The sequence below is a fragment of the Nonomuraea sp. NPDC050404 genome (assembly GCF_040655495.1).
Classification (GTDB): domain Bacteria; phylum Actinomycetota; class Actinomycetes; order Streptosporangiales; family Streptosporangiaceae; genus Nonomuraea.
In genome coordinates this window covers 301,826-321,623 of the sequence record NZ_JBFAKB010000002.1, presented here as the reverse complement: position 1 = coordinate 321,623, position 19,798 = coordinate 301,826, and the positions used below count along the sequence as shown (strand labels likewise).

The 19,798-nt window shown below is 71.5% G+C and carries 16 protein-coding genes; 9 read left to right on the top strand and 7 right to left on the bottom strand.

Annotation, left to right across the window (positions count from 1 at the left end; translation table 11 throughout):
- Positions 1–32 precede the first annotated feature (32 nt).
- Positions 33–614, bottom strand: coding sequence for a TetR/AcrR family transcriptional regulator (locus AB0I81_RS06720; protein WP_360651100.1), 582 nt, complete (start codon positions 612–614; stop codon positions 33–35).
- A gap of 370 nt (positions 615–984) precedes the next feature.
- Here AB0I81_RS06720 and AB0I81_RS06715 point away from each other — a divergent pair, with 370 nt between their 5' ends.
- Positions 985–2,490 (top strand): serine hydrolase domain-containing protein, encoded by a 1,506-nt coding sequence (locus tag AB0I81_RS06715; protein ID WP_360651097.1) that lies wholly within the window; start codon positions 985–987, stop codon positions 2,488–2,490.
- A gap of 49 nt (positions 2,491–2,539) precedes the next feature.
- On the opposite strand, the gene AB0I81_RS06710 is transcribed toward AB0I81_RS06715, so the two are convergent.
- The 5 genes from AB0I81_RS06710 to AB0I81_RS06690 all read right to left on the bottom strand — a co-directional run bounded on the left by AB0I81_RS06710 (position 2,540) and on the right by AB0I81_RS06690 (position 9,263).
- A complete protein-coding gene (locus tag AB0I81_RS06710) occupies positions 2,540–3,475 on the bottom strand; it encodes a DUF5829 family protein (protein WP_360651093.1) in 936 nt (311 codons plus the stop codon).
- A gap of 74 nt (positions 3,476–3,549) precedes the next feature.
- A complete protein-coding gene (locus tag AB0I81_RS06705; RefSeq protein ID WP_360651090.1) occupies positions 3,550–6,147 on the bottom strand; it encodes a hypothetical protein in 2,598 nt (865 codons plus the stop codon).
- An 82-nt stretch (positions 6,148–6,229) separates the two neighbouring features.
- Positions 6,230–7,159 (bottom strand): PfkB family carbohydrate kinase, encoded by a 930-nt coding sequence (locus AB0I81_RS06700; RefSeq protein WP_360651087.1) that lies wholly within the window; start codon positions 7,157–7,159, stop codon positions 6,230–6,232.
- Positions 7,156–8,082 carry a pseudouridine-5'-phosphate glycosidase gene (locus tag AB0I81_RS06695; RefSeq protein WP_360651084.1) on the bottom strand — a complete coding sequence of 309 codons (927 nt, stop codon included), beginning with the start codon at positions 8,080–8,082 and terminating at the stop codon, positions 7,156–7,158. The genes AB0I81_RS06700 and AB0I81_RS06695 overlap by 4 nt, the downstream gene beginning before the upstream one ends.
- 119 nt (positions 8,083–8,201) lie before the next feature.
- Positions 8,202–9,263 carry a putative sulfate exporter family transporter gene (locus tag AB0I81_RS06690; RefSeq protein ID WP_360651081.1) on the bottom strand — a complete coding sequence of 354 codons (1,062 nt, stop codon included), beginning with the start codon at positions 9,261–9,263 and terminating at the stop codon, positions 8,202–8,204.
- A 70-nt stretch (positions 9,264–9,333) separates the two neighbouring features.
- Between AB0I81_RS06690 and AB0I81_RS06685 the strand changes: the two genes are divergently transcribed.
- Both AB0I81_RS06685 and AB0I81_RS06680 read left to right on the top strand, forming a co-directional pair.
- The gene (locus tag AB0I81_RS06685) at positions 9,334–10,224 is read left to right on the top strand and encodes a LysR substrate-binding domain-containing protein (RefSeq protein WP_360651078.1); all 891 of its coding nucleotides are present in this window, start codon (positions 9,334–9,336) and stop codon (positions 10,222–10,224) included.
- A 42-nt stretch (positions 10,225–10,266) separates the two neighbouring features.
- Positions 10,267–11,781, top strand: coding sequence for an NAD(P)/FAD-dependent oxidoreductase (locus AB0I81_RS06680; protein ID WP_360651075.1), 1,515 nt, complete (start codon positions 10,267–10,269; stop codon positions 11,779–11,781).
- Between the two features lie 14 nt (positions 11,782–11,795).
- Here the strand turns inward: AB0I81_RS06680 and AB0I81_RS06675 are convergent, their stop codons facing one another.
- The gene (locus AB0I81_RS06675; RefSeq protein WP_360651072.1) at positions 11,796–12,353 is read right to left on the bottom strand and encodes a helix-turn-helix domain-containing protein; all 558 of its coding nucleotides are present in this window, start codon (positions 12,351–12,353) and stop codon (positions 11,796–11,798) included.
- Positions 12,354–12,439: 86 nt separating this feature from the next.
- On the opposite strand from AB0I81_RS06675, the gene AB0I81_RS06670 reads away from it, so the two are divergent.
- The 6 genes from AB0I81_RS06670 to AB0I81_RS06645 all read left to right on the top strand — a co-directional run bounded on the left by AB0I81_RS06670 (position 12,440) and on the right by AB0I81_RS06645 (position 19,759).
- Positions 12,440–13,642: a cytochrome P450 gene (locus tag AB0I81_RS06670; protein WP_360651069.1), complete on the top strand. Its 1,203-nt coding sequence runs from the start codon at positions 12,440–12,442 to the stop codon at positions 13,640–13,642.
- Between the two features lie 64 nt (positions 13,643–13,706).
- Positions 13,707–14,405 (top strand): response regulator transcription factor, encoded by a 699-nt coding sequence (locus AB0I81_RS06665; protein WP_360651066.1) that lies wholly within the window; start codon positions 13,707–13,709, stop codon positions 14,403–14,405.
- Complete coding sequence (locus AB0I81_RS06660; protein WP_360651063.1) at positions 14,402–15,793, top strand: HAMP domain-containing sensor histidine kinase; 1,392 nt, start codon at positions 14,402–14,404, stop codon at positions 15,791–15,793. The genes AB0I81_RS06665 and AB0I81_RS06660 overlap by 4 nt, the downstream gene beginning before the upstream one ends.
- 24 nt (positions 15,794–15,817) lie before the next feature.
- Entirely contained in the window at positions 15,818–17,005 is a 1,188-nt protein-coding gene (locus tag AB0I81_RS06655) for a bifunctional glycosyltransferase family 2/GtrA family protein (RefSeq protein ID WP_360651060.1), read from the top strand.
- On the top strand, positions 17,002–19,221 hold the full coding sequence (locus tag AB0I81_RS06650; RefSeq protein ID WP_360651057.1) for a glycosyltransferase family 39 protein: 2,220 nt from the start codon (positions 17,002–17,004) through the stop codon (positions 19,219–19,221). The genes AB0I81_RS06655 and AB0I81_RS06650 overlap by 4 nt, the downstream gene beginning before the upstream one ends.
- A 259-nt stretch (positions 19,222–19,480) precedes the next feature.
- Entirely contained in the window at positions 19,481–19,759 is a 279-nt protein-coding gene (locus tag AB0I81_RS06645; protein ID WP_360651054.1) for a hypothetical protein, read from the top strand.
- Positions 19,760–19,798: the final 39 nt, after the last annotated feature.

The following is a 19,798-nucleotide window of genomic DNA, read 5'->3' as shown; positions in this document are numbered from 1 at the left end:
GTAGCGTCCCGTCGGCGGTGCGGCGGTGCGGCTCAGGGTTGGGGGCGGGAGCCCATGCCGGCGAAGACCACGTGGAGCACGCGGTCGAAGTAGGCGTGCGTCATCGGCTCGTGTGTGATCAGCAACCTGAAGTAGAGCGGTCCTGAGAGGATCTCGTAGGCCAGCTCCAGGTCGAAGTCCGGAGCGAGTTGCCCCTGCTCCCTGGCGATCTTGAGCCGGGCCAGCGTGTCGGCCGCCTGTGGCTGGATGAAGCGTTCGTTGAGGGCGGCGGCGACCTCGGGATTGTGCTGCGCCTCGCCAATCAGGTCCTGGTACAGGGGCCCCCACGGAGGCCGGGCCAGTAGGTCGACGGCCCGGATCATGATCGTGCGCAGATCGGCCACGACGTCGCCCGTGTTGGGATGCTCCAGGTCCGCGACGGGCAAGCTGAGGACCGCGTCGAGGAACAGCAGGGCCTTGGAGGACCAGCGGCGGTAGATGGTGTCCTTGCCGACACCGGCCCGGGCGGCGACCGCCTCCATGCTGAGCTTGGCGTAGCCGACTTCTCCTGCCAGGTCGAGCGCGGCCTGCATGATCGTTTCGGTTCGGTCCGCGGAGCGGCGGCGGGCGTTCATGACACCACCATACCTAAACGGGACGTCCCGTTTGACAATCGACGCGCGCGTCCCGCACTCTTTGCATAGCCATACGGGACGTCCAGTCCCGTTATGAATGCCGTTCCGTGAGGAGAGTGATCGCCGAAGTGATCATCTGTGGGGACGTCTCATGCCGGCGGGTGTCAGCGACGGCGTCAGTACGGCGGCGGTCCGGTATCAGGGCCGTCGGCCATCGTGAACGTCATGAGCGGTTCAGCGATCGAGGCGCCGGATGAAATCTCCTCGGGAGACCCGGCCCGAGCGATCCGGACCCCTCGGCCAGCAGCAGGACGGTCCTCGACCGGCCGTCAGTAACAACGAATTTCAGAATGTGAAGGAGCGCACCATCATGTCCGTCACCCTTTCCGACCAGGACAAGAACACCCTGCGTATCGCCGCGTGGGGCGCCGTCTCGCTGATGTCCGCCGCCGGCGCCGCCGGTTCGGCGCACAGGGTCGCCACCGAAGGCTCCATCGCCCTGACCTCCGCGACCGGCCTGGCGGGGCACGTGATCGCCAAGGCCCCCAAGGACGTGAAGTGGGGCAAGACGGTGGCCGAACTCGCCGACCAGGTGCTGCCGGCCCTGACGGAGGCCATGAGCCTGCTGCGGAAGCAGGACCCGGCCGAGGCCGACAACTTCCGCCGCACCGTCGTCGTGGCCATCGACGCCGCCGCCCGTATCCACCAGGGCCGGCCCAGCCCGACGCTGGCGGAGATGGCCCGCAAGGTCACCGAGGCCCTGGACGCCGCCTCGGGCGCCTCCGGAGCGGTGCGGGAACGTCCGGAGCTGCAGAAGGTCATGCAGGAGATCATCGACTCCGGTTTCACCGGGGTGACGGTGCGCGTACATGATGAGCGGGGTGAGTGGGTCGGCGGCGCCGGGGTGCGTGAGCTGGGCGGAAGCGCCGAGCCGCCGCTGGACGGTCACGTCAGGATCGGCAGCAACGCCAAGACCTTCACCGCGACCATGGTTCTGCAGCTGGTGGCCGAGGGCAAGGTCGGGCTGGACGTACCGGCGGACGACTACCTGCCCGAGTTCGGGCTGGACCGGCGGATCACCGTGCGGATGTTGCTGCAGCACACGAGCGGGGTGTTCAACTTCACCGGCGAGTACTACGAGGACGGGACGTTCGCGCCCGGCATCCCCGCCACCCCCGCGGGCAAGGAGTGGGTGGACAACCGCTTCAAGACCTACCGGCCCGAGGAACTGGTACGGCTGGCGCTGTCCAAGCCGGCCCGCTTCGAGCCGGGCACCGACTGGAGCTACTCCAACACCAACTACGCGCTGGCCCGGCTGCTGATCGAGAAGGTCACCGGCCGTACCTACGCCGAGGAGATCCAGCGGCTGATCCTGGGCCCGCTCGGACTGACGGGCACCGTGGCGCCGACCACCCAGACGGAGATCCCCCAGCCGCACCCCCGCGCCTACTACCGCTACGAGGAGGACGGCGAGCAGCAGACGGTCGACGTCACCCTCCAGAACCCCTCCTGGATCTCCAGCGGCGGTGACATGATCTCCACCAGCCGCGACCTGCAGACGTTCATCTCCGCGCTGGTGGGCGGCAGGCTCCTGCCGCCCGCGTTGCTGGCCGAGATGTGCACGCCCGAGGCCAAGGCCGGTTACGGTCTGGGCGTCTTCGTTCAGGAGGCCCCGGGCGGCGGCACCATCATCACGCACAACGGCGGCATGGCCGGTCACGGTGCGCTGATGTACAGCACGCCCGGCGGCGGCAAGACCCTGACCGCCACGCTGAACTACGTGGACGACGCCGCGCTGTCCCTGGGCCTGGCGTTCCAGCAGGCGACGCAGAAGCTCGTCAGCGAGGTGTTCGGCGGCGGCAAGGCCGCGAGCTGACCGGGCCGCCGAGCCGGCTCAGCCGCCGATCTGGCAGGGCTGAGCCGGTTCAGCCGGTGGGTGCGTTGAAGGTCCATACGGCTTTGGCGCCCGGGCCGACGACCAGGGTGGACTGCCCGATCTGTTCCACGTGCCGGCGTGGGACGGGGCGGTTGAGGGCCAGTTCGACGCGCTTCAGGCCCACCTCTTCGACCGGCACGGCGTCGAGGCGGATCGTGGTGCCGCCACGGGTCGCGACGACGCCGCCGGGCACGGACCGCACGTGGAACCCACCGGCCGACAACAACGGCACGTTGCTGTCGAGATCCCGCCGGGTGAGCGCGATCCGGACGCCCGACACGTCGCGCATCAGGTGATCGCGGTAGGCGTCGGACTGGTACCGTTCGCGGCTGATGTCACCGGGGAAGGCCGGGGGCTCGGTCTTCTGGCTGCGCGGATCGGCGAAGTACTCCGGCCGGTACTCCATGCTCCACATGCCGAACTTGTCGTAGTCGGTGCTGATGAAGAACCCGTCGAACCACGGCACCGGCACCCCGTCGCCGAAGTCGCGCGTCTGGCTCAACGGGGTCGGTTCGATGCCCCGGTCGCGCAGCCGCTGGCGTACCGGCTCCAGGTCGCCTGCGCGCTCGACCGACACGGCCACCGCGGCGGTGCCGAACTCGCCGTCCCGGCCAGGCAGGTCACCGACCCCGAACAGTTCCAGGTAGGTCTCCCGGCCGTACAGGTAGCGCCCCGTCCAGGTCTGCCCGCCGCCGGTCGTGGTCCGGACCTCGAAGTTGGCGAACTCCCGCAGGTAGGCGGAGTGTTCGATGGCGTCGGCGGTCTCGCGGTCGAGCACGCCGTAAGCATGGTTGTAGAACAGCAGTTGCCGGTCGGACGCCGACTCCAGTCTCTCGGCCTGCGCCGCCACCGGCCCGCTCGCGATCACCCCGGAGAGGGCGACAGCGAGAACGGCGATCGTCCGCACCGTCCTGGATAAGAACATGCGGTGATCCTAGGTCGGGCCGGAGAGGCCCGCCAGTGGCTCGCTTCCGGAACGGTTCGACGATTCACGAACCGTCAGGCGGTCAGCTGGGCCTCCAGGCGGTAACCGTCCACGGTGACGTACACCTGGTCGCCCGGACGGGCGTTCAGGCGCATGAGGACGGGCTGGAGCGAGTCGAAGACCGGCGTGTTGCCCTGCCAGACCAGCACGATGGCGTTGTCGCCCGGCCCGGTCACCGACAGCAGCGTGCCCGGGCGCATGCCGAGCTGCGCCGCGTACCCCTCGGGGACCGCCACCGGGCCGCCCCTGAGGTGATCGGGCGTGACCTCGATGCGCTGCCAGCGGCGCGGGTCGGAGGACGGGCTCGGCAGCGGCGGCGGTGGCGTGGACGGGGCGCCCGCCAGGCTGGGGCCGGGGAGCATGCCCGAACGGCCGCCAGACAGCGCCGACAGCGTGGCCAGCGCGGCGGACGGGTCGATCGACTTGTTCGTGGCCGCCGGGATGGGCTGGCCGCCGCGGTGATGGTGGCCGTTGGCCCCCGGTGTACGGCGGGGCAGCGGCTGGGCGGGGCCGGGGGCCGCGGACACCGGGTCGGGGGCAGTCTCGGCGGGCAGGGCATCGAGCCAGGCCTTGGCGGAGTGGGTACGGATGCCCAGCTCGGCCATCAGCTCCACCATGTCGGTGTCGGCCGGGGCGGAGGCCAGGAGCTGCCTCGTACGGGCCTGGAGACCGTGGATGTCGCCCACGACGAGCCAGCCGTCCTGGAGGCGGCGGTCCGGCATCAGGGTGACCAGCACGCGCCACAGAGGCGTGCGCAGCGACGGCACCGTCACCGGGTGGGCCGGGTCCGCGCCGATGAGCTGGTCCTCGGTGGCCGCGGCGCCGAGCCACTCGGTCAGCCGGAACATGTGGCCGGTGACCGGGGCGGACTCCGAGGAACGCAGCCAGTGCAGCACGCGCTCCTCGGCGGTGCGCTGGGCGTGGGAGAGCGCGTCCCGCTCCACCAGCATCTTGTGGGCCAGGGTACGCAGGCTGACCGGGTCCTCGGCGAACAGCCGGTGCACGGCCACGGCCAGCTCCAGCTTGTCCAGGCTGCGGAACAGGTTGTCCACGACCCGGACCATCGCGTGGTCGGTGTCGGAGGGAACGGGGCTGGGGCTGGGAGTCGCGTACGAGGGCGCGCCCTTGGCGGCCTCGGAACCGGGAACCGGCGGGATCGAGCCGGTGTGCGGACCGCCGGAGGCAGAGCCGCCAGGGACCGGAGGCATGGAACCGGTGTGCGGGCCGCCCGGGACCGGTGGGATGGAGCCGGTGTGCGGGCCGCCCGGGATCGGCGGGATGGAGCCGGTGTGCGGGCCGCCGGGACGGGTGGCCGCGGAGCCGGGGCGGGAGGGCGTCGCACCGGGAACGGACGGCGTGGAACCCGGGCCGGCCGGTCCGGCGCCCGGAGCGGCCGGAGCGGCGCCGGGGGCGGACGGGGCGGAGGAGACGGCGCCGGGCGAGGACTGGGCGGCGGCGGGATCCTGGCGGCCGGACTGCGGGCCGGCGGGGCGCTGCGGAAGGCGTTCGGACTGGCCTGGGGTGGCCGGGCGCTGCGGCAGCCCGCCCTCACCGGCGAAGCCCTGGCGCGGCCCCTCACCACCCGGCGGCTGCGCCTGGAACGAGCCGGTCTGGGGCTGCGCCTGGAAGGAGCCGGTCTGAGGTTGTGCGAGCGACGAGCCGCTCTGGGGCTGCGCGGGGAGCGAGCCGTTCTGAGGTTGCGCGGGATTCCCGGCGCCCTGGCCGGGCGCGGACTGAGGGCCGCCCTGACCGGGCGTCGGCTGAGGGCCGGCCTGACCTGGTTGAGCGCCGGGGCGCGGGCCGTTCTGGCCGGGGAACGAGCCCGTCTGCCGCTCCGAGGGCGGCACCGCGGGGAACGAGCCCGTCTGAGGCGGGCCGGAAACGTTGTCGGCCACGGCGGGGAAGGACCCGGTCTGCCGCGATCCGGGCTCGCCCGCCACCGCCGGGAAAGAGCCGGTCTGGCGCTCTGAGGGCGGCTGCACCGCGGGGAACGACCCCGTCTGCCGCTGGGGAACGCCGGCGGCCTGCCGGCCCGCCAGCGGCCCCGTGGGCGACGCCTGCGCGGCGGCCTCACCCTGGACGGGAAAGGCGCCGCTCGGGGAGTTGAAGGCGCTCTGGGGCGACTGGCCGCGCGGCAGCGGGCGGGTGACCTCGGGATGGCCCGCCTTGACGGCGGCGGACAACTCGCGCTGGACCGGAATGCGCCCGAGTATCTCGCGGAAGACCGAGCCGATCACGACCTCGGGCGAGGCCGACGGGGTGCCCAGGTCGCTGGGCGACAGGCGGCGCAGCCGCTGCCATCCGCCGAGGCCGGCGATCGCCGTACGGGTGGCCTCGGGCCAGCCGGGCAGCGAGGGGTCGATGTGGTGAACCGCCAGCGCGGGCAGCAGATCGCCCAGCGGCAGATGATCCCAGCGGGCGGAGGCCAGCCGGGCCAGGCGGTCGCAGATCCAGTCGAGGCCCGCCGTGCCCAGTGCCTTGGACAGCGCGAGGGAGGACCACCATCCGGCGGGCAGGCGCGGATCACCCAGCGCCTCGGCCACCTGCTGCGGACGGCTCCAACGCAGCGCAGGGACTAGGTCGCTCAGGCAGATCGATGACTCGACTTCCATCGGCGGACCTTATCCTCCCCAGTGGGCCGCGTGGCGCTGCCCGTACGCATGTGGCTAATGGTGCAGCCTACGCGGCAAGCTATCAATCAGTGTGAATAGGGTAAAGGCGGTTCAGATCCAAACCGTACCGTGGACGGCCGCCCACCTGGGCCACACATTCGGCACCGGCACGGCAACCCGCCTCCAAAGCGGCCTGTTCATCGGCGCCCGAGAGGGTCGCGGTGAGGAACCCGGCGGCGAACGCGTCACCGGCCCCGGTCGAGTCCACCACCTCGGCCGACACCCCATCCGCCGTCGCCACCACGGCGCCGTCCACGGCGGCCAGCGCGCCGTCCGCGCCGAGCTTGACCACCGCTGTGCCATATCTCTCACTCAGCAGCACGGCGGCGTCCCGCGCCGTCGCGGCGCCGGTGAGGAGCAGGGCCTCGTCGAGATTCGGGATGACCAGGCCGGCGCGGGCGGTCTCGCCGGTGAAACGTTCGACGCCGAAGTCGCGCAGCGGGCCCGTGGAGGCCGGATCGACGCTGATCGCGACGCCCGCGGCCGCCGCGTCGGCCATGGCACGCGCGGCCAGGCCCAGGCCCGCCTCGGCGAACAGCACGTACCCGGACAGGTGCAGCCGGGCGACGCCGTCGAGCAGGGACGGGTCCCAGTCGGACTCCGAGATGAGACCGCCCGCGCCGCGGTTGGTGAGCATCGAGCGTTCGCCGCTCTTGTCCACCATCGCGATCACGACGGCCGTGGGGTGGTGGGGGTCCACGGCCATGTGCGGTTGTACGCCCGTCTTGATCAGCTCGGTCGTGTGCCACTCGCTGCTGTCGTAGCCGAGCTTGGCCAGCAGGCGGACCTCGGCGCCCAGGCTGGCGGCCCAGGCGGCGGTGTTCGCGCCGGAGCCGCCGGGCCGCAGGACGATGTCGGCGGAGGTGTCGATGCCGGACATGACCGGGGAGCCGTGCAACGCCACCACATCGGTGACGACGTCGCCGATGACCAGGAGGGCGTTGCCCGTCACGACCGGGCCCAGGCCACGGAGATCCGGGCGGCCAGGGCGGTGTTGCCGCGCACGGCGGCCAGGTTGGCCTCCAGCGAGGCGCCGGCGGTGCCGTCGACCAGGTAGCCGAGCAGGAACGGGGTGATCGCCTGCCCCTTGACGCCCTCGCGTTCGGCGGCGGCCAGCGCCTCGGCCAGCACGCGGTCGTGCAGCTCGGGATCGAGCTGCAGGTCCTCGGCGACCGGGTTGGCCACGATGAGCGCCGTCTCGGGGCCGCCCAGCGCGTCCTGGCCGCGCATGATCCCCGCGGCCTCCTCGGGCGTCTCGATCCGCCAGTCGATCGGCTGGCCGGAGGAGTGCAGGTAGAAGCCGGGGAAGGTGTCCGTGCCGAACCCGGCCACGCTCACGCCCCGCGTCTCCAGCCGCTGCAGCGTGGCCGGCACGTCGAGGATCGACTTGACGCCCGCGCAGACCACGGTGATGCGCGTACGGGCCAGCGTGTCGAGGTCGGCCGACTCGTCCTGGTCCTCGGCCCAGCCGCGGTGCACGCCGCCCAGCCCGCCGGTGGCGAAGACCCGGATGCCGGCGCGGGCGGCCAGGAACGAGGTGGCCGACACGGTCGTCGCGCCGCTGGCCTTCAGCGCCGCGGCCACGGGCAGGTCCCGCTGGCCGAGCTTGCGCAGGCCCGACTCGGTCGCGATGCGCTCCAGCTCCACCTCGTTCAGCCCGATGCGGGGCACGCCGTCCAGCACGGCGATGGTGGCCGGGGTCGCGCCCGCCGCCCGTACGATCCCCTCCAGCTCACGCGCGACCTCCAGGTTGCGCGGCTGCGGCAGCCCGTGGGAGATGATCGTGGACTCCAGCGCCACGACCGGCGCGCCCGCAGCCAGGGCCTCGGCGACCTCGTCGGACGGCTGCGGAAGGGAGTCGGTGGTGCTGCCCATGGTGAGGTTTGTGCTCCTTGTGTGGTCCTGGCCCTGCTTACGGGGAACGGCCGCTTTCGCGGGATTTGTTCCAAACTGAGCAGAGTACGGGGCCATGGCGTGGCCGTCCACTCCGAGGATCACACGAGCAATGCCACCCCTGCCAGAGACGTGGCCATGATGATCGCCGTCGCGATCCCGCCGAGCAGCGCCGCCCGGCCGCCCCGGAGCAGTTTCCGCACGTCGATGCCGGTGCCGAGACCGAACAGGGCGGCGGCCATGAGCACGTTCGTCACCCCCGGCGCCGCCTCGGTCACCGCCACGGGAACGAGGCCGGTGCCGCGCACGGCCACCATCGCCAGGAACACCACCACGAACAGCGGCACGATCGGCGGTCTCGACGCCCGAACGAAGGGCGACCGCCGCCGGTACGACGTCAGGGCGACGATCGGGGCCAGCAGGATCACGCGCGCCAGCTTGACCGTCACGGCGGCGGCCAGCGTGCCCGAGGCGGCGCCGATCGCGGCCACCTGGGCCACCTCGTGCACGGCCGCGCCCGTCCACACGCCGAGCTGGGCCTGGGTCAGGCCGAGGAGGGAGGCCAGCAGGGGGAGCAGGCCGATGGCGGCGGTGCCGTACAGCACGACGACGCTGAGCGCGCTCGCGGCGGCTTCCTCGTCGTCGGGCAGGTCGGTGCTCTCGCGCATGGCGGCGATGGCCGCGGCGCCGCAGATCGACACGCCCGTCGCGATGAGCAGGGACGTGCCGGCGCTCAGCCCGAGCCTGCGGCCGATCGGCGGCGTCACGGCGAACGTGATCCCCGTCGCGACCAGCACCACGGCGAGCGTCTGCCAGCCGAGCGTGAGCACCTGCGGAACGGCGATCTGCAGGCCGAGCAGCGCGACCGCCACGCGCAGCACCCGCCGCGACACGAACGCCAGCCCGGGCCGCAGCCGATCGCCGACGGGCACGAGGTTGGCCATGGCCGCCCCGGCCACGACCGCGACGACCGCTGGGCTGAGCGCCGGGACGTGCCGGTTGACGAACATCGCCAGCGCCGCCGCCACGCCCGCTGTGACGACCCCGGGCCCGAGCGGGCGCATCCGGGCGGCGGCGGTGGTGAGCCGCGCGGTGGGGGCTTGAAGGGACCGGGACAGCGTGGCGTCGGGTGTGCCCGGCGGTTCATGCGTGCTGGTGCGCATGATTCCAGTCTTCTGACCGGTGGAAACGGCCGGTAGCCGTGGATTGCCTGTGAGGTCATAGCCTGTGGCTATGAGTGCGCTGCCCGATCTCGACTCCCTCAAGCTCCTCGTCGACGTCGGCGAGCTGGGCAGCCTCGGACGCGCCGCCAGGGCGGCGGGGATCGCGCAGCCGTCGGCGAGCAAGCGGATCGCCCAGCTCGAACGCCGCCTCGGCCTGCCGCTGATCGAGCGCACCCCGCGCGGCTCCACGCTCACCTCCGAGGGCAAGATGGTGGCCGGCTGGGCCGCGCAGGTGCTCGCCGCGGCCGAGGAGCTCATGCGCGCGGTGCAGGCCGTACGCCACGGCGAGGCCGCCCACCTGCGGGTGGCGTCGAGCATGACGGTGGCCGAGTACCTGGTGCCGCGCTGGCTCGGCGAGTTGCAGCACCGCGAGCCGGACATCCAGGTGGGCCTCGACGTGGTCAACTCCGCGGACGTCGCGGCGCGGGTGCTGGGTGGTGAGGTGGAGCTGGGGTTCGTCGAAGGCCCGAGCGTGCCCGACGGGCTGGCCGGGCGGGTCGTGGGGACCGACAGGCTGGTCGTGGTGGTGGCGCCGGGACATCCGTGGGCGCGCCGCCGTACGGCCCTGCGGGGGCCTGAGCTGGCCGCCACGCCGCTGGTGGTGCGTGAGCCGGGTTCCGGTACGCGGGAGACGCTCGACGTGGCCTTCGCGGACCTGCACCGGGCCAGCCCGCGCCTGGAGCTGGGGTCGAACTCGGCGGTCAAGGGCGCGGCGCAGGCGGGGGCGGCGCCGGCGGTGCTGAGCGGGTACGCGGTGGAGGCGGAGGTGGCCACCGGGCGGCTGGTGGAGGTGCCGCTGACGGGGGTGAACCTGGTCAGGAGCCTGCGCGCGGTGTGGCGGCGTGGCCGCCCCCTGACCGGCCCCGCCGCCACGCTGCTGGCCATCGCGGGCCGCCCGTGAGGCATTGACTTACCGGACGGGACCGGTCGTAAGGTGCGGAAGGTGAGCTCGTATGACGTGGTGGTGGCAGGTGGCGGGCACAACGGGCTGGTCGCGGCGGCGTACCTGGCCGGGGCCGGCCGGCGGGTGCTCGTGCTGGAGCGGTACGCGCACGTCGGCGGCCTGGCCATCTCGGCGCGGGCCTTCCCCGGCGTGGACGTGCGCCTGTCGCGCTACTCCTACCTGGTCAGCCTCCTGCCCTCCCGCATCGTCCGCGACCTGGGACTGGACCTGGAGCTGCGCCACCGCCGGTACGCCTCCTACACGCCGAAGGGCGGCACGGGCCTGCTCGTCGACAACGAGGACGAATCGCGTACGGCGGCCTCGTTCAGGAGCATCACCGGCGGCGAGGCCGACCACGAGGCGTGGCGGCGCTTCTACGGCATGACCGCCGAGGTGGCGCGCGCCCTGGCCCCCACCCTGCTCGAACCCCTGCGCACCCGGGCCGAGGTCGAGCGGCTGGTCGGGCCCGAGGCGTGGCGGGACCTGTTCGCGCGGCCGATCGGCGAGACCGTGGACGAGCGGTTCGGCGACGACACCGTGCGCGGGGTCGTGCTCACCGACGCGTTGATCGGCACGTTCGCCGACACCGCCACCGACCTGGCGGCCAACCGGTGCTTCCTTTACCACGTGATCGGCGACGGCACGGGCGAGTGGAACGTCCCCGTCGGCGGCATGGGCGCGGTCTCCGGCGCGCTGGAGGCGGCGGCCGTGCGGGCGGGCGCGGAGATCAGGACCGGCGCCGAGATCGTCGGCATCTCGCCGTCCGGTGAGGTGACGTTCGTGTCGCAGGGCAGGGAGCACACGGTGCGCGGCGGGCACGTGCTGGTCAACCTGCCTCCCGCCGTGCTCGACCGGGTGATGGGGCGGGACGCCGGAGTGCCCGAGGGCGCGCAGCTCAAGGTCAACATGGTGCTCACGCGGCTGCCCCGGCTCAAGGACGCCTCGGTGGATCCGCACGCGGCCTTCAGCGGGACGTTCCACATCAACGAGGGGCGTGACCGGCTCGCGGTCGCGTACGGGCAGGCGGCGCGCGGCGAGATTCCTGAGCTGCCGCCCGCCGAGGTCTACTGCCACTCGCTGACCGACCCGTCCATCCTCGGCCCCGAGCTGCGGGGAAAGGCCGAGACGATGACGTTGTTCGGCCTCCACATGCCCGCCCGCCTTTTCCGGAAAAATCCGGACAAGGCGCGGGAGGCGGCGCTGGAGGCCACCTTCGCCTCCATCAACTCCGTCTTGGCGGAACCCATCCAGGACTGCCTGCTCACCGCCCCCGACGGCACCCCGTGCGTCGAGGTCAAAACCCCGGTCGACCTCGAACGGGACGCGGGCCTGCCCGGCGGCCACATCTTCCACACCGACCTGAGCTGGCCGTACGCGGACGAAGGCGGCTGGGGTGTGGAGACCGGGCATGAGCGCGTGCTGATGTGCGGCGCGGGCGCCCGCAGGGGCGGCGGCGTCAGCGGCATCGGCGGCCACAACGCCGCGATGGCCCTCCTGCGCCCCGGCCCCTCCTAGTCTTCCCGCACGAGCTAGTCGTCCTTCACGAGCTTGCCGGCCACCTCCAGCGCCACGTTCGCCCGCTCGCTCTCGTCCAGATCCATGTCGAGCAGGAACGGCACGTTCCCGAAGATCACCGCGAGCACCGCCAGCCTGGCCTCGAACTGCTTGACCGCGCTCGCCTCCGGCACCGCCAGCACCGACAACATGCCCAGCAGCCCGTTGCGCAGGCGCTCCCCGGCCGCGTTGTCCTGGATGGCCCCCTGGTTCACCTGCGCGAACTTGAACAGCGGCCGCCACTGGTCCTCCAGCAGTCCCGAGATCCGCCGCAGGATCTCCAGCCGGGACTCGGCCGTCTTGGACTGCTGCCCGGCCCACGCCACCAACTCGTCGATCGACTCGCCCAGCCGCTCGACCACGCTGGCCAGGATGTCCTCCTTCGTGCGGAAGTGGTAGTAGAGCGCGGGCCTGGTGATCTTCAGCCGCTCCGCCACCTCCTGCAGCGAGGTCTTGTCGTATCCGCGCTCGGCGAACAGCTCCAGCGCGACCTGCTGGATTCGTTCCCGCGTGTCCGTCCGCCGCCCTGCCATCCCGCTCCTGCCCCTTGACGCCACGTCCCACCATTGCTTACTTTCGCGTAAGTAAGCAATGGGGCTGACTACTTGGGGGCAAGACTATGGCGAGATCCTTCCCAACTCTGCGTACCTGCCCGTTCGCGCCACCGCCCGAGTACGAGCGACTGCGCGAGCAGGCTCCGCTCGTCCGCACCGAGCTCCCGGGGGGTGAGATCTGGCTGGTCACCCGGCACGCGGAGGCCCAGCAGGTGCTGAGCGGCAGCGGCATCAGCACCAACCCGTTCACTCCCGGGCATCCGAACGGCCTGTTCAGGGCCGAGCCCTACACCGCCGAGGAGAGGGCCGAGGCGGCGAAGTTCGCCGCCGGGCACTTCATCGACCTCGACCCGCCCGAGCACAGCAGGTTCCGGCGGCAGCTCATCCCCGAGTTCACCGTCAAGCGCGTCAACACGCTGCGGCCGGGCATCCAGGCCCTGGTGACCGAGCTCATCGACGACATGCTGGCCCAGGGCTCGGAGGCGGAGCTGGTGGAGGCGTTCGGGCTGGCGCTGCCGTCGCTGGTGATCTGCCAGCTGCTCGGCGTGCCGTACGCCGAACGCGAATTCTTCCAGTCGCGAACCCGCCAGTTGCTCACCTTCGACAACAACCCGGAGGCCCACCACAAGGCGCTGGTCGAGATCAGGGAGTTCCTCAGCCGGCTCATCACGGAAGCCGAGCAGGCGCCCAAGGACGACCTGCTGGGACGGCTGGTCACCAGCGGGCAGCTCACCCACGACGAGCTGGTCGGCGTCGCCTTCCTGCTGCTCGTCGCCGGCCACGAGACCACCGCCAACATGATCCCGCTGGCCGTGCTCACCCTCCTGCGCCATCCCGACCAGCTCGCCGCGCTGCGCGAGGAGCCGGGCAAGTGGCCGATGGCGGTCGATGAGCTGCTGCGCTACCACTCGATCGTGGACTGGGTCGCCTTCGACCGGGTCGCCACCGAGGACCAGGAGATCGGCGGGCAGCTCGTCAGGCAGGGCGAGGGCATCTTCGTGCTCGGCGCCTCCGCCAACAGGGACGAGCGGGCGTTCGAGCGGCCCGACGAGTTCGACATCGAGCGCGGCGCCCGCCACCACGTGGCCTTCGGGTACGGGGTGCACCAGTGCCTGGGGCAGAACCTGGCGCGCGCCGAGCTGGAGATCTCGCTGCGCACCCTGTTCGAGCGCATCCCCACCCTGCGGGTCACGGTGGACGACGAGAACGTGGCCGCCAAGTACGATGGAGCCATCTTCGGGCTCAAGTCGTTGCCGGTCGCATGGTGATCCTCATAAAACCCTCGTAAGCCCGTTCATCACGTTCTCATGATGTTCCCTTAGCGTTTGCTGTATGAGTGAGCCCGCACAGTTGCTGGTAGTGGACGACGAGCCCGCGTTGCGCGAGGCGCTGCAGTCGAGCCTGGAGTTCGAGGGCTACAAGGTCGTCACCGCCAACGACGGGCAGGAGGCGCTGGACGCGCTGGCGGCCGCCTCCTACGACGCGGTGCTGCTCGACGTCATGATGCCGCGGCTCGACGGGCTCACCGCGTGCCGCCGGCTGCGCGGGTCGGGCGACCACACGCCCGTCCTCATGCTCACGGCCCGCGACGCGGTCGGCGACCGGGTCTCGGGCCTCGACGCCGGGGCCGACGACTACCTCGTCAAGCCGTTCGAGCTGGACGAGCTGCTGGCCAGGGTGCGCGCCCTGCTGCGGCGGGGCGCGCTCAGCGCGGGTGCCCAGGAGGGCGACACGCTGACGTACGGCGACCTGCGCATGGACCCGGCGACCAGGGAGGTCACGCGCGGCGATCGGGTCCTCGACCTGACCAGGACCGAATACCTGCTCATGGAGCTGTTCCTCGCGCACCCGCGCCAGGTGCTGACCAGGGACCAGATTCTGAGCGAGGTGTGGGGCTTCGACTTCGAGCCGACCTCCAACTCGCTCGACGTGTACGTGATGTACCTGCGGCGCAAGACCGAGGCCGGAGGCGAGTCGCGGGTGATCCACACCGTGCGCGGGGTGGGTTATGTGCTCAGGGCGGCGCAATGAACGATGCCGGCCTGCGCGTGCGTCTCATCGCCCTGTCCAGGCGCGGCAGCCTGCGCACACGGCTGACGCTGCTGGTCACGGTGGCGGTGGCGCTGGCCATCGCGATGTGCGCGGCACTGTCGTACGGCTTCCTGGCGGACCGGCTCCGCGGGAACCTGGACGTGAGCATCGTGCAGTCGCTGAAGGAGAGCGACGGGCCGTGGCTCGAACGCAACTGCAACGCCATGGGCTCGCCGGGCATGTTCGACGGCATGGCGACGCTGCTCTACCCCAACGGCTCCACCTGTTCGGTCGGCACGCCGATCAAGCCGGACTTCGAGCAGGACTCGGTGGCCTTCGAGAAGTGTGATCCGGTCTACCGCTACGGCACCACGCGCGAGGGCAAGCAGGTCCGCGTGGTGACGATCAACTTCAGGCCCGGCGTGGCGGTGATGGAGGCCAGGCCGCTCGGGTACATCCAGAACACGCTGCAGAAGGCGGCGTTGATGCTCGGCGGCATCGTCGTGCTGGGCGTGCTCGGCGCGGCCTGGGCCGGGCTCACCGTCTCCCGTGCCGCCCTGCGCCCCGTGGGCAACCTGACCAGGGCGGTCGAGCACATCGCGCGTACCGAGGACCTCGACACCCGCATCCCCGTCACGGGCGACGACGAGATCGCCCGCCTGTCCTCCTCCTTCAACGCCATGACCGCCGCCCTGGCGGGCTCAAGAGAACGCCAGAAACAACTCGTCGCCGACGCGGGCCACGAGCTGCGCACGCCGCTCACGACCCTGCGCACCAACATCGACCTGCTGCTGCGTAGCGAGCAGACCGGCCGCAGCCTCGACCCAGGCGCCAAGGAACGTCTGCTGATCAATGTGAAGGCGCAGTTCGCCGAGCTGTCCACGCTGGTCGCCGACCTGCTCCAGCTCGCCAGGGGCGACAACGACCACGAGCCGCACGCCGAGCTGGGCTTCCACGAGGTGGTCACGGCCGCCGTCGAGCGGGCCAGGCTGCGCGGCGCGGAGGTCACCACCGACCTGCGGCCCTGGTACGTCGTGGGCGGCGCCGCCTCGCTCGAACGCGCCGTGCTCAACCTCATCGACAACGCCGCCAAGTTCAGTCCGGGCGGCCAGGTCGAGGTGAAGCTGCGCGACGGCCTCCTGACCGTCCGCGACCACGGCCCAGGGCTGCCCGAGGAGGAGCTGCCGCACGTCTTCGAGCGGTTCTGGCGCTCCCCTTCCGCGCGCGGCCTGCCCGGCTCCGGGCTCGGGCTGGCGATCGTGGCGCAGTCCGTCGCGGAGACCGGCGGAACGGTCACCCTGGCCAACGCGCCCGGCGGCGGGGCGATCGCGACCATGGACCTGCCGGGAACTCTCATCCGCAGCTCAGAATCGGATAAGTCACCTTAAAGACCCAAATCATGAGCTGAGTGCATGGAGACAACAGCAGTGCGGACCCGCCTGGTCGAGGTGGTCGTCCCGGTCTACAACGAGCAGCGGGCGCTGCATGCCAGCATCACCCGGCTGCACACCTACCTCGACAGGAACTTCCCCTACGGCTTCCGCATCACGATCGCCGACAACGCCAGCACCGACAACACCTGGTTGCTGGCCGGAGAGCTGGCGCGGGAACTGCCGCACGTACGGGCCGTGCACCTCGACGAGAAGGGCCGCGGGCGCGCGCTGCGCTCGGTCTGGTCGCAGAGCGAGGCCGACGTGGTCAGCTACATGGACGTGGACCTGTCCACCGATCTGGACGCGTTCCTGCCCCTGGTGGCACCCCTGCTGTCGGGCCACAGCGACCTGGCCATCGGCACCCGGCTGGCCAGGGCGTCGCGGGTGGAGCGGGGGCCGAAGCGGGAGTTCATCTCCCGCTCGTACAACCTGCTGCTGCGCTTCGGCATGGGCGCCGGGTTCTCGGACGCGCAGTGCGGCTTCAAGGCCGTCCGTACGGAGATCGCCCAGGCTCTGCTGCCCGGTGTCGAGGACGAACAGTGGTTCTTCGACACCGAGCTGCTGCTCCTGGCCGAACGCCACGGGCTGCGCATCCACGAGGTGCCCGTCGATTGGGTGGACGACCCGGACAGCCGGGTGGACATCGTCCGGACCGCGCTCGACGACCTGCGCGGACTGGCACGGGTGGCGCGCAAGGCGTTGTCCGGGGCCGCCCGCATCCCCGTGCCCGCCAGGGTCGAGCGGGCCGAACTGCCCAAGGGCATGGCCAGGCAACTGCCCAGGTTCGCGGTCGTCGGCGCGGTCAGCACGCTGGCCTACCTGCTGCTGTACTCCCTGCTGCGCCAGGTCGTGCCCCCGCTGGCGGCCAACGCGGTCGCGCTGCTGGTCACGGCCGTGGCCAACACCGCCGCCAACCGCCGCTTCACCTTCGGCGTCAAGGGCTCGGGAGGGGCGATGCGGCACCAGCTCGAAGGGCTGATCGCCTTCCTCGTCGGGCTGGCGCTGACCTCGGGCAGCCTGTCGCTGCTGCCCGCCGGGGTCTCGCACGGGACCGAACTGGTGGCGGTCGTCCTCGCGAACGCCGCCGCCACGCTCGTACGGTTCCTGCTGCTGCGCGTCTGGGTCTTCAACCCGAAGCGGCGGCGCGAGGGGAGTGACGCCCGATGACCGCCACCACGGCCCGCGCCCCCGGCCACCGCGCCGCCACCGCACGCGGCCCGCTCGCCCGGACCTTCCTCGGCACGGAGGGAGATCCGCGCTGGTCGCGGCCCGCGATGTGGGCGGTGCTGGCGATGGCGTCCGTCCTGTACGCGTGGGCGCTGAGCGGCAACGCCAACGAGTACTACGCCGCCGCGATCCTTTCCGGCACGCAGAGCTGGAAGGCGTTCTTCTTCGGCGCGATCGACGCCGGATCCTTCATCACCGTGGACAAGCCGCCGCTGGCGTTGTGGGTGATGGGGCTGTCGGCGCGGATCTTCGGGTACGGCACGTGGAGCATGCTGCTCCCGCAGGCGGTCGCGGGGGTCGCGGCGGTCGGGCTGGTGTACTCGGCCGTGCTGCGCGCCTTCTCCTGGCCACGACCCTCGGACGGCGCCTTGTCCGGGGCACGACCCTCAGACGGTGCCTTCTCCGGCGCACGGAACTCGGACGGCGCCTTCTCCGGGGCGCGAAGCTCAGCCGGTGCCTTCTCCGGCGCACGGAGCTCGGAGGATGCTTTCTCCGGGGCGCGAAGCTCGGGCGCGGCTTCGTACGGGCATGTGGCCGCGCTGGTGGCGGCCGTCGTCATGACGCTCACGCCCATCACCGTGGCGATCAACCGGGACAACAACCCCGACACCGTGCTCGTGCTGCTGCTGGTCCTGGCGGGGTGGTTCTGCCTGGAGTCGCTGCGGACGGGGCGGCTGCGGCCGCTGCTGCTGGCGGCGTTCTTCGTGGGGCTGGGGTTCAACGCCAAGATGTTGCAGGCGTACCTGGTGGTGCCGGCGTTCGGGCTGGCGTACCTGGTGTGCGCGCGGGGGACGTGGCTGCGGCGGATGGGGCACCTGCTGGCGGCCGGGGGCGTGCTGGTGGTGTCCAGCGCCTGGTGGATGGTCATCACCGACCTGTGGCCCAAGGACTCGCGCCCCTACATCGGCGGCTCCACCGACAACACCGTCTGGGACCTGGTGATCGGCTACAACGGCCTGGGCCGGATCTTCGGCCAGAACCGGGGCGGCGGTGGCTTTACCGGCGGTGGAGGTGGTGGTGGTGGTGGCGGTGGTGGCGGTGGTGGCTTCGGCGGGGAGTCCGGGGCCGGGCGGCTGTTCAACGACATTCTCGCGGGACAGATCTCCTGGTTGCTGCCGTTCTGCGTGCTGGTGCTGCTGTTCGCGATCGCCATGCGGCTGCGGCGGCTGGACTCCCTCGGCGGCGGGCCCTCGGGGGCGGCCTGGCTGGTGTGGGGCGGCTGGCTGGTCGTCCACTACGCGGTGTTCAGCTTCTCCAGCGGGACCTTCCACCCGTACTACACCACCGCCATGGCCCCGGCGGTGGCCGCGCTGTCGGGGATGGGCGTGGTCGTGATGTGGCAGGCGTACCGGCGCTCGTGGGTGTGGGCCTGGGTGCTGCCGCTGGCGGTGGCGGTGACCGGCGGGTGGTCGTTCGTGGTGCTGCGCCGTACGCCCGAGTGGACGCCGTGGCTGGCCTGGGTCGTGCTCGGGGCGACCCTGGTGGCCGTGGTGGGGCTGGTCCTGGCCAGGGTACGGGCGCGGGTGGCCGTGCGGATCGCGGCCGTGGCGCTGGCCGCCTCGGTGGTGGCCGGGCTGGCCGGGCCCGCCGCGTACGCCGTCACGCCGCTTCAATCCCCGGTCAACGGTACGAACCCGACGGCCGGCCCTTCGACGGGACGCATGGGCGGCTTCGGCGGCGGTCCTGGGGGCGGTGGCTTCGGAGGCCGCGGCTTCCCCGGCGGCGGACAGGACCGGCCCGACGGTCAGGCCCCCGGCCGGAACGGACAGGCGGGCACCGCTGAGCGCGGCGGCAGACCCGGTTCCGGGGGGCGCGGCGGGCCTGGGGGCGGGGTCAGCGACGCGATGGCCAAGTACCTGGTGGCGAACCAGGGCAGTGCCACCTGGCTGGCCGCGGTGAACAGCGCCCAGCAGGCGTCCGGGCTGATCCTCTCCACTCACAAGCCCGTGATCGCCATGGGCGGCTTCACCGGCAGCGACCCCGCCATGACCGTGGACCGGCTGCAGACGCTCATCTCCTCGGGGGAACTGCGTTACGTCATGTCCGGCAGCGGTGGCGGCGGGCCCGGGCGGGGGAATGCGGAGGTGTCGAGCTGGGTGCAGGAGAACTGCTCGGCGGTGGAGGGCCAGGACGGCCTTTACGACTGCTCAAAATAGGCGAAAGCGGGGCATTGAGACAGTGCCCCGCCTTTCGTTGATGAAGACAGAATACTGTCGGGTATAACGGCGAAAAAACTTCGCCTCGATAAAAGAGGATCCGTCCGGATTTATGTTCCCATTCTGGCTCTGACCTGGGAAGCTATTTTCGTTCTCTGGCCCACACTCGACGCCCGGAGGCGTATTCTCTAGGCAAAGAAGCGGGACCGGAGATCGCTAACATCCCCGGTCCCTTACCTCAAAGGTAGGGGAGATCAAAGTGAGCTTCAAGGATATCGGCGCGCGGGTTGGCGCGGAGCTGGACAACGAGTTCGTCAAGCTCCGCGCCGAGCAGATCGCCATGGGCGAGCAACTCACCGAGAAGATCGACGGCGTGGCCGAGCAGGTTGCGGCCCTCGACGCCAGATTCGACGCCAGGGTCGGCGACTTGGAGACTAGGTTCGACAGGCTAGACACCAAGGTCGACGGACTGCAGGACAGCCACACCGAGATGATGCACATCCTCATCGCCATCCAGCGCAAGCTCGACATGAACTAGCCAAACTCCTTCGGCCGGGCGGGGACACGCATCACGTGG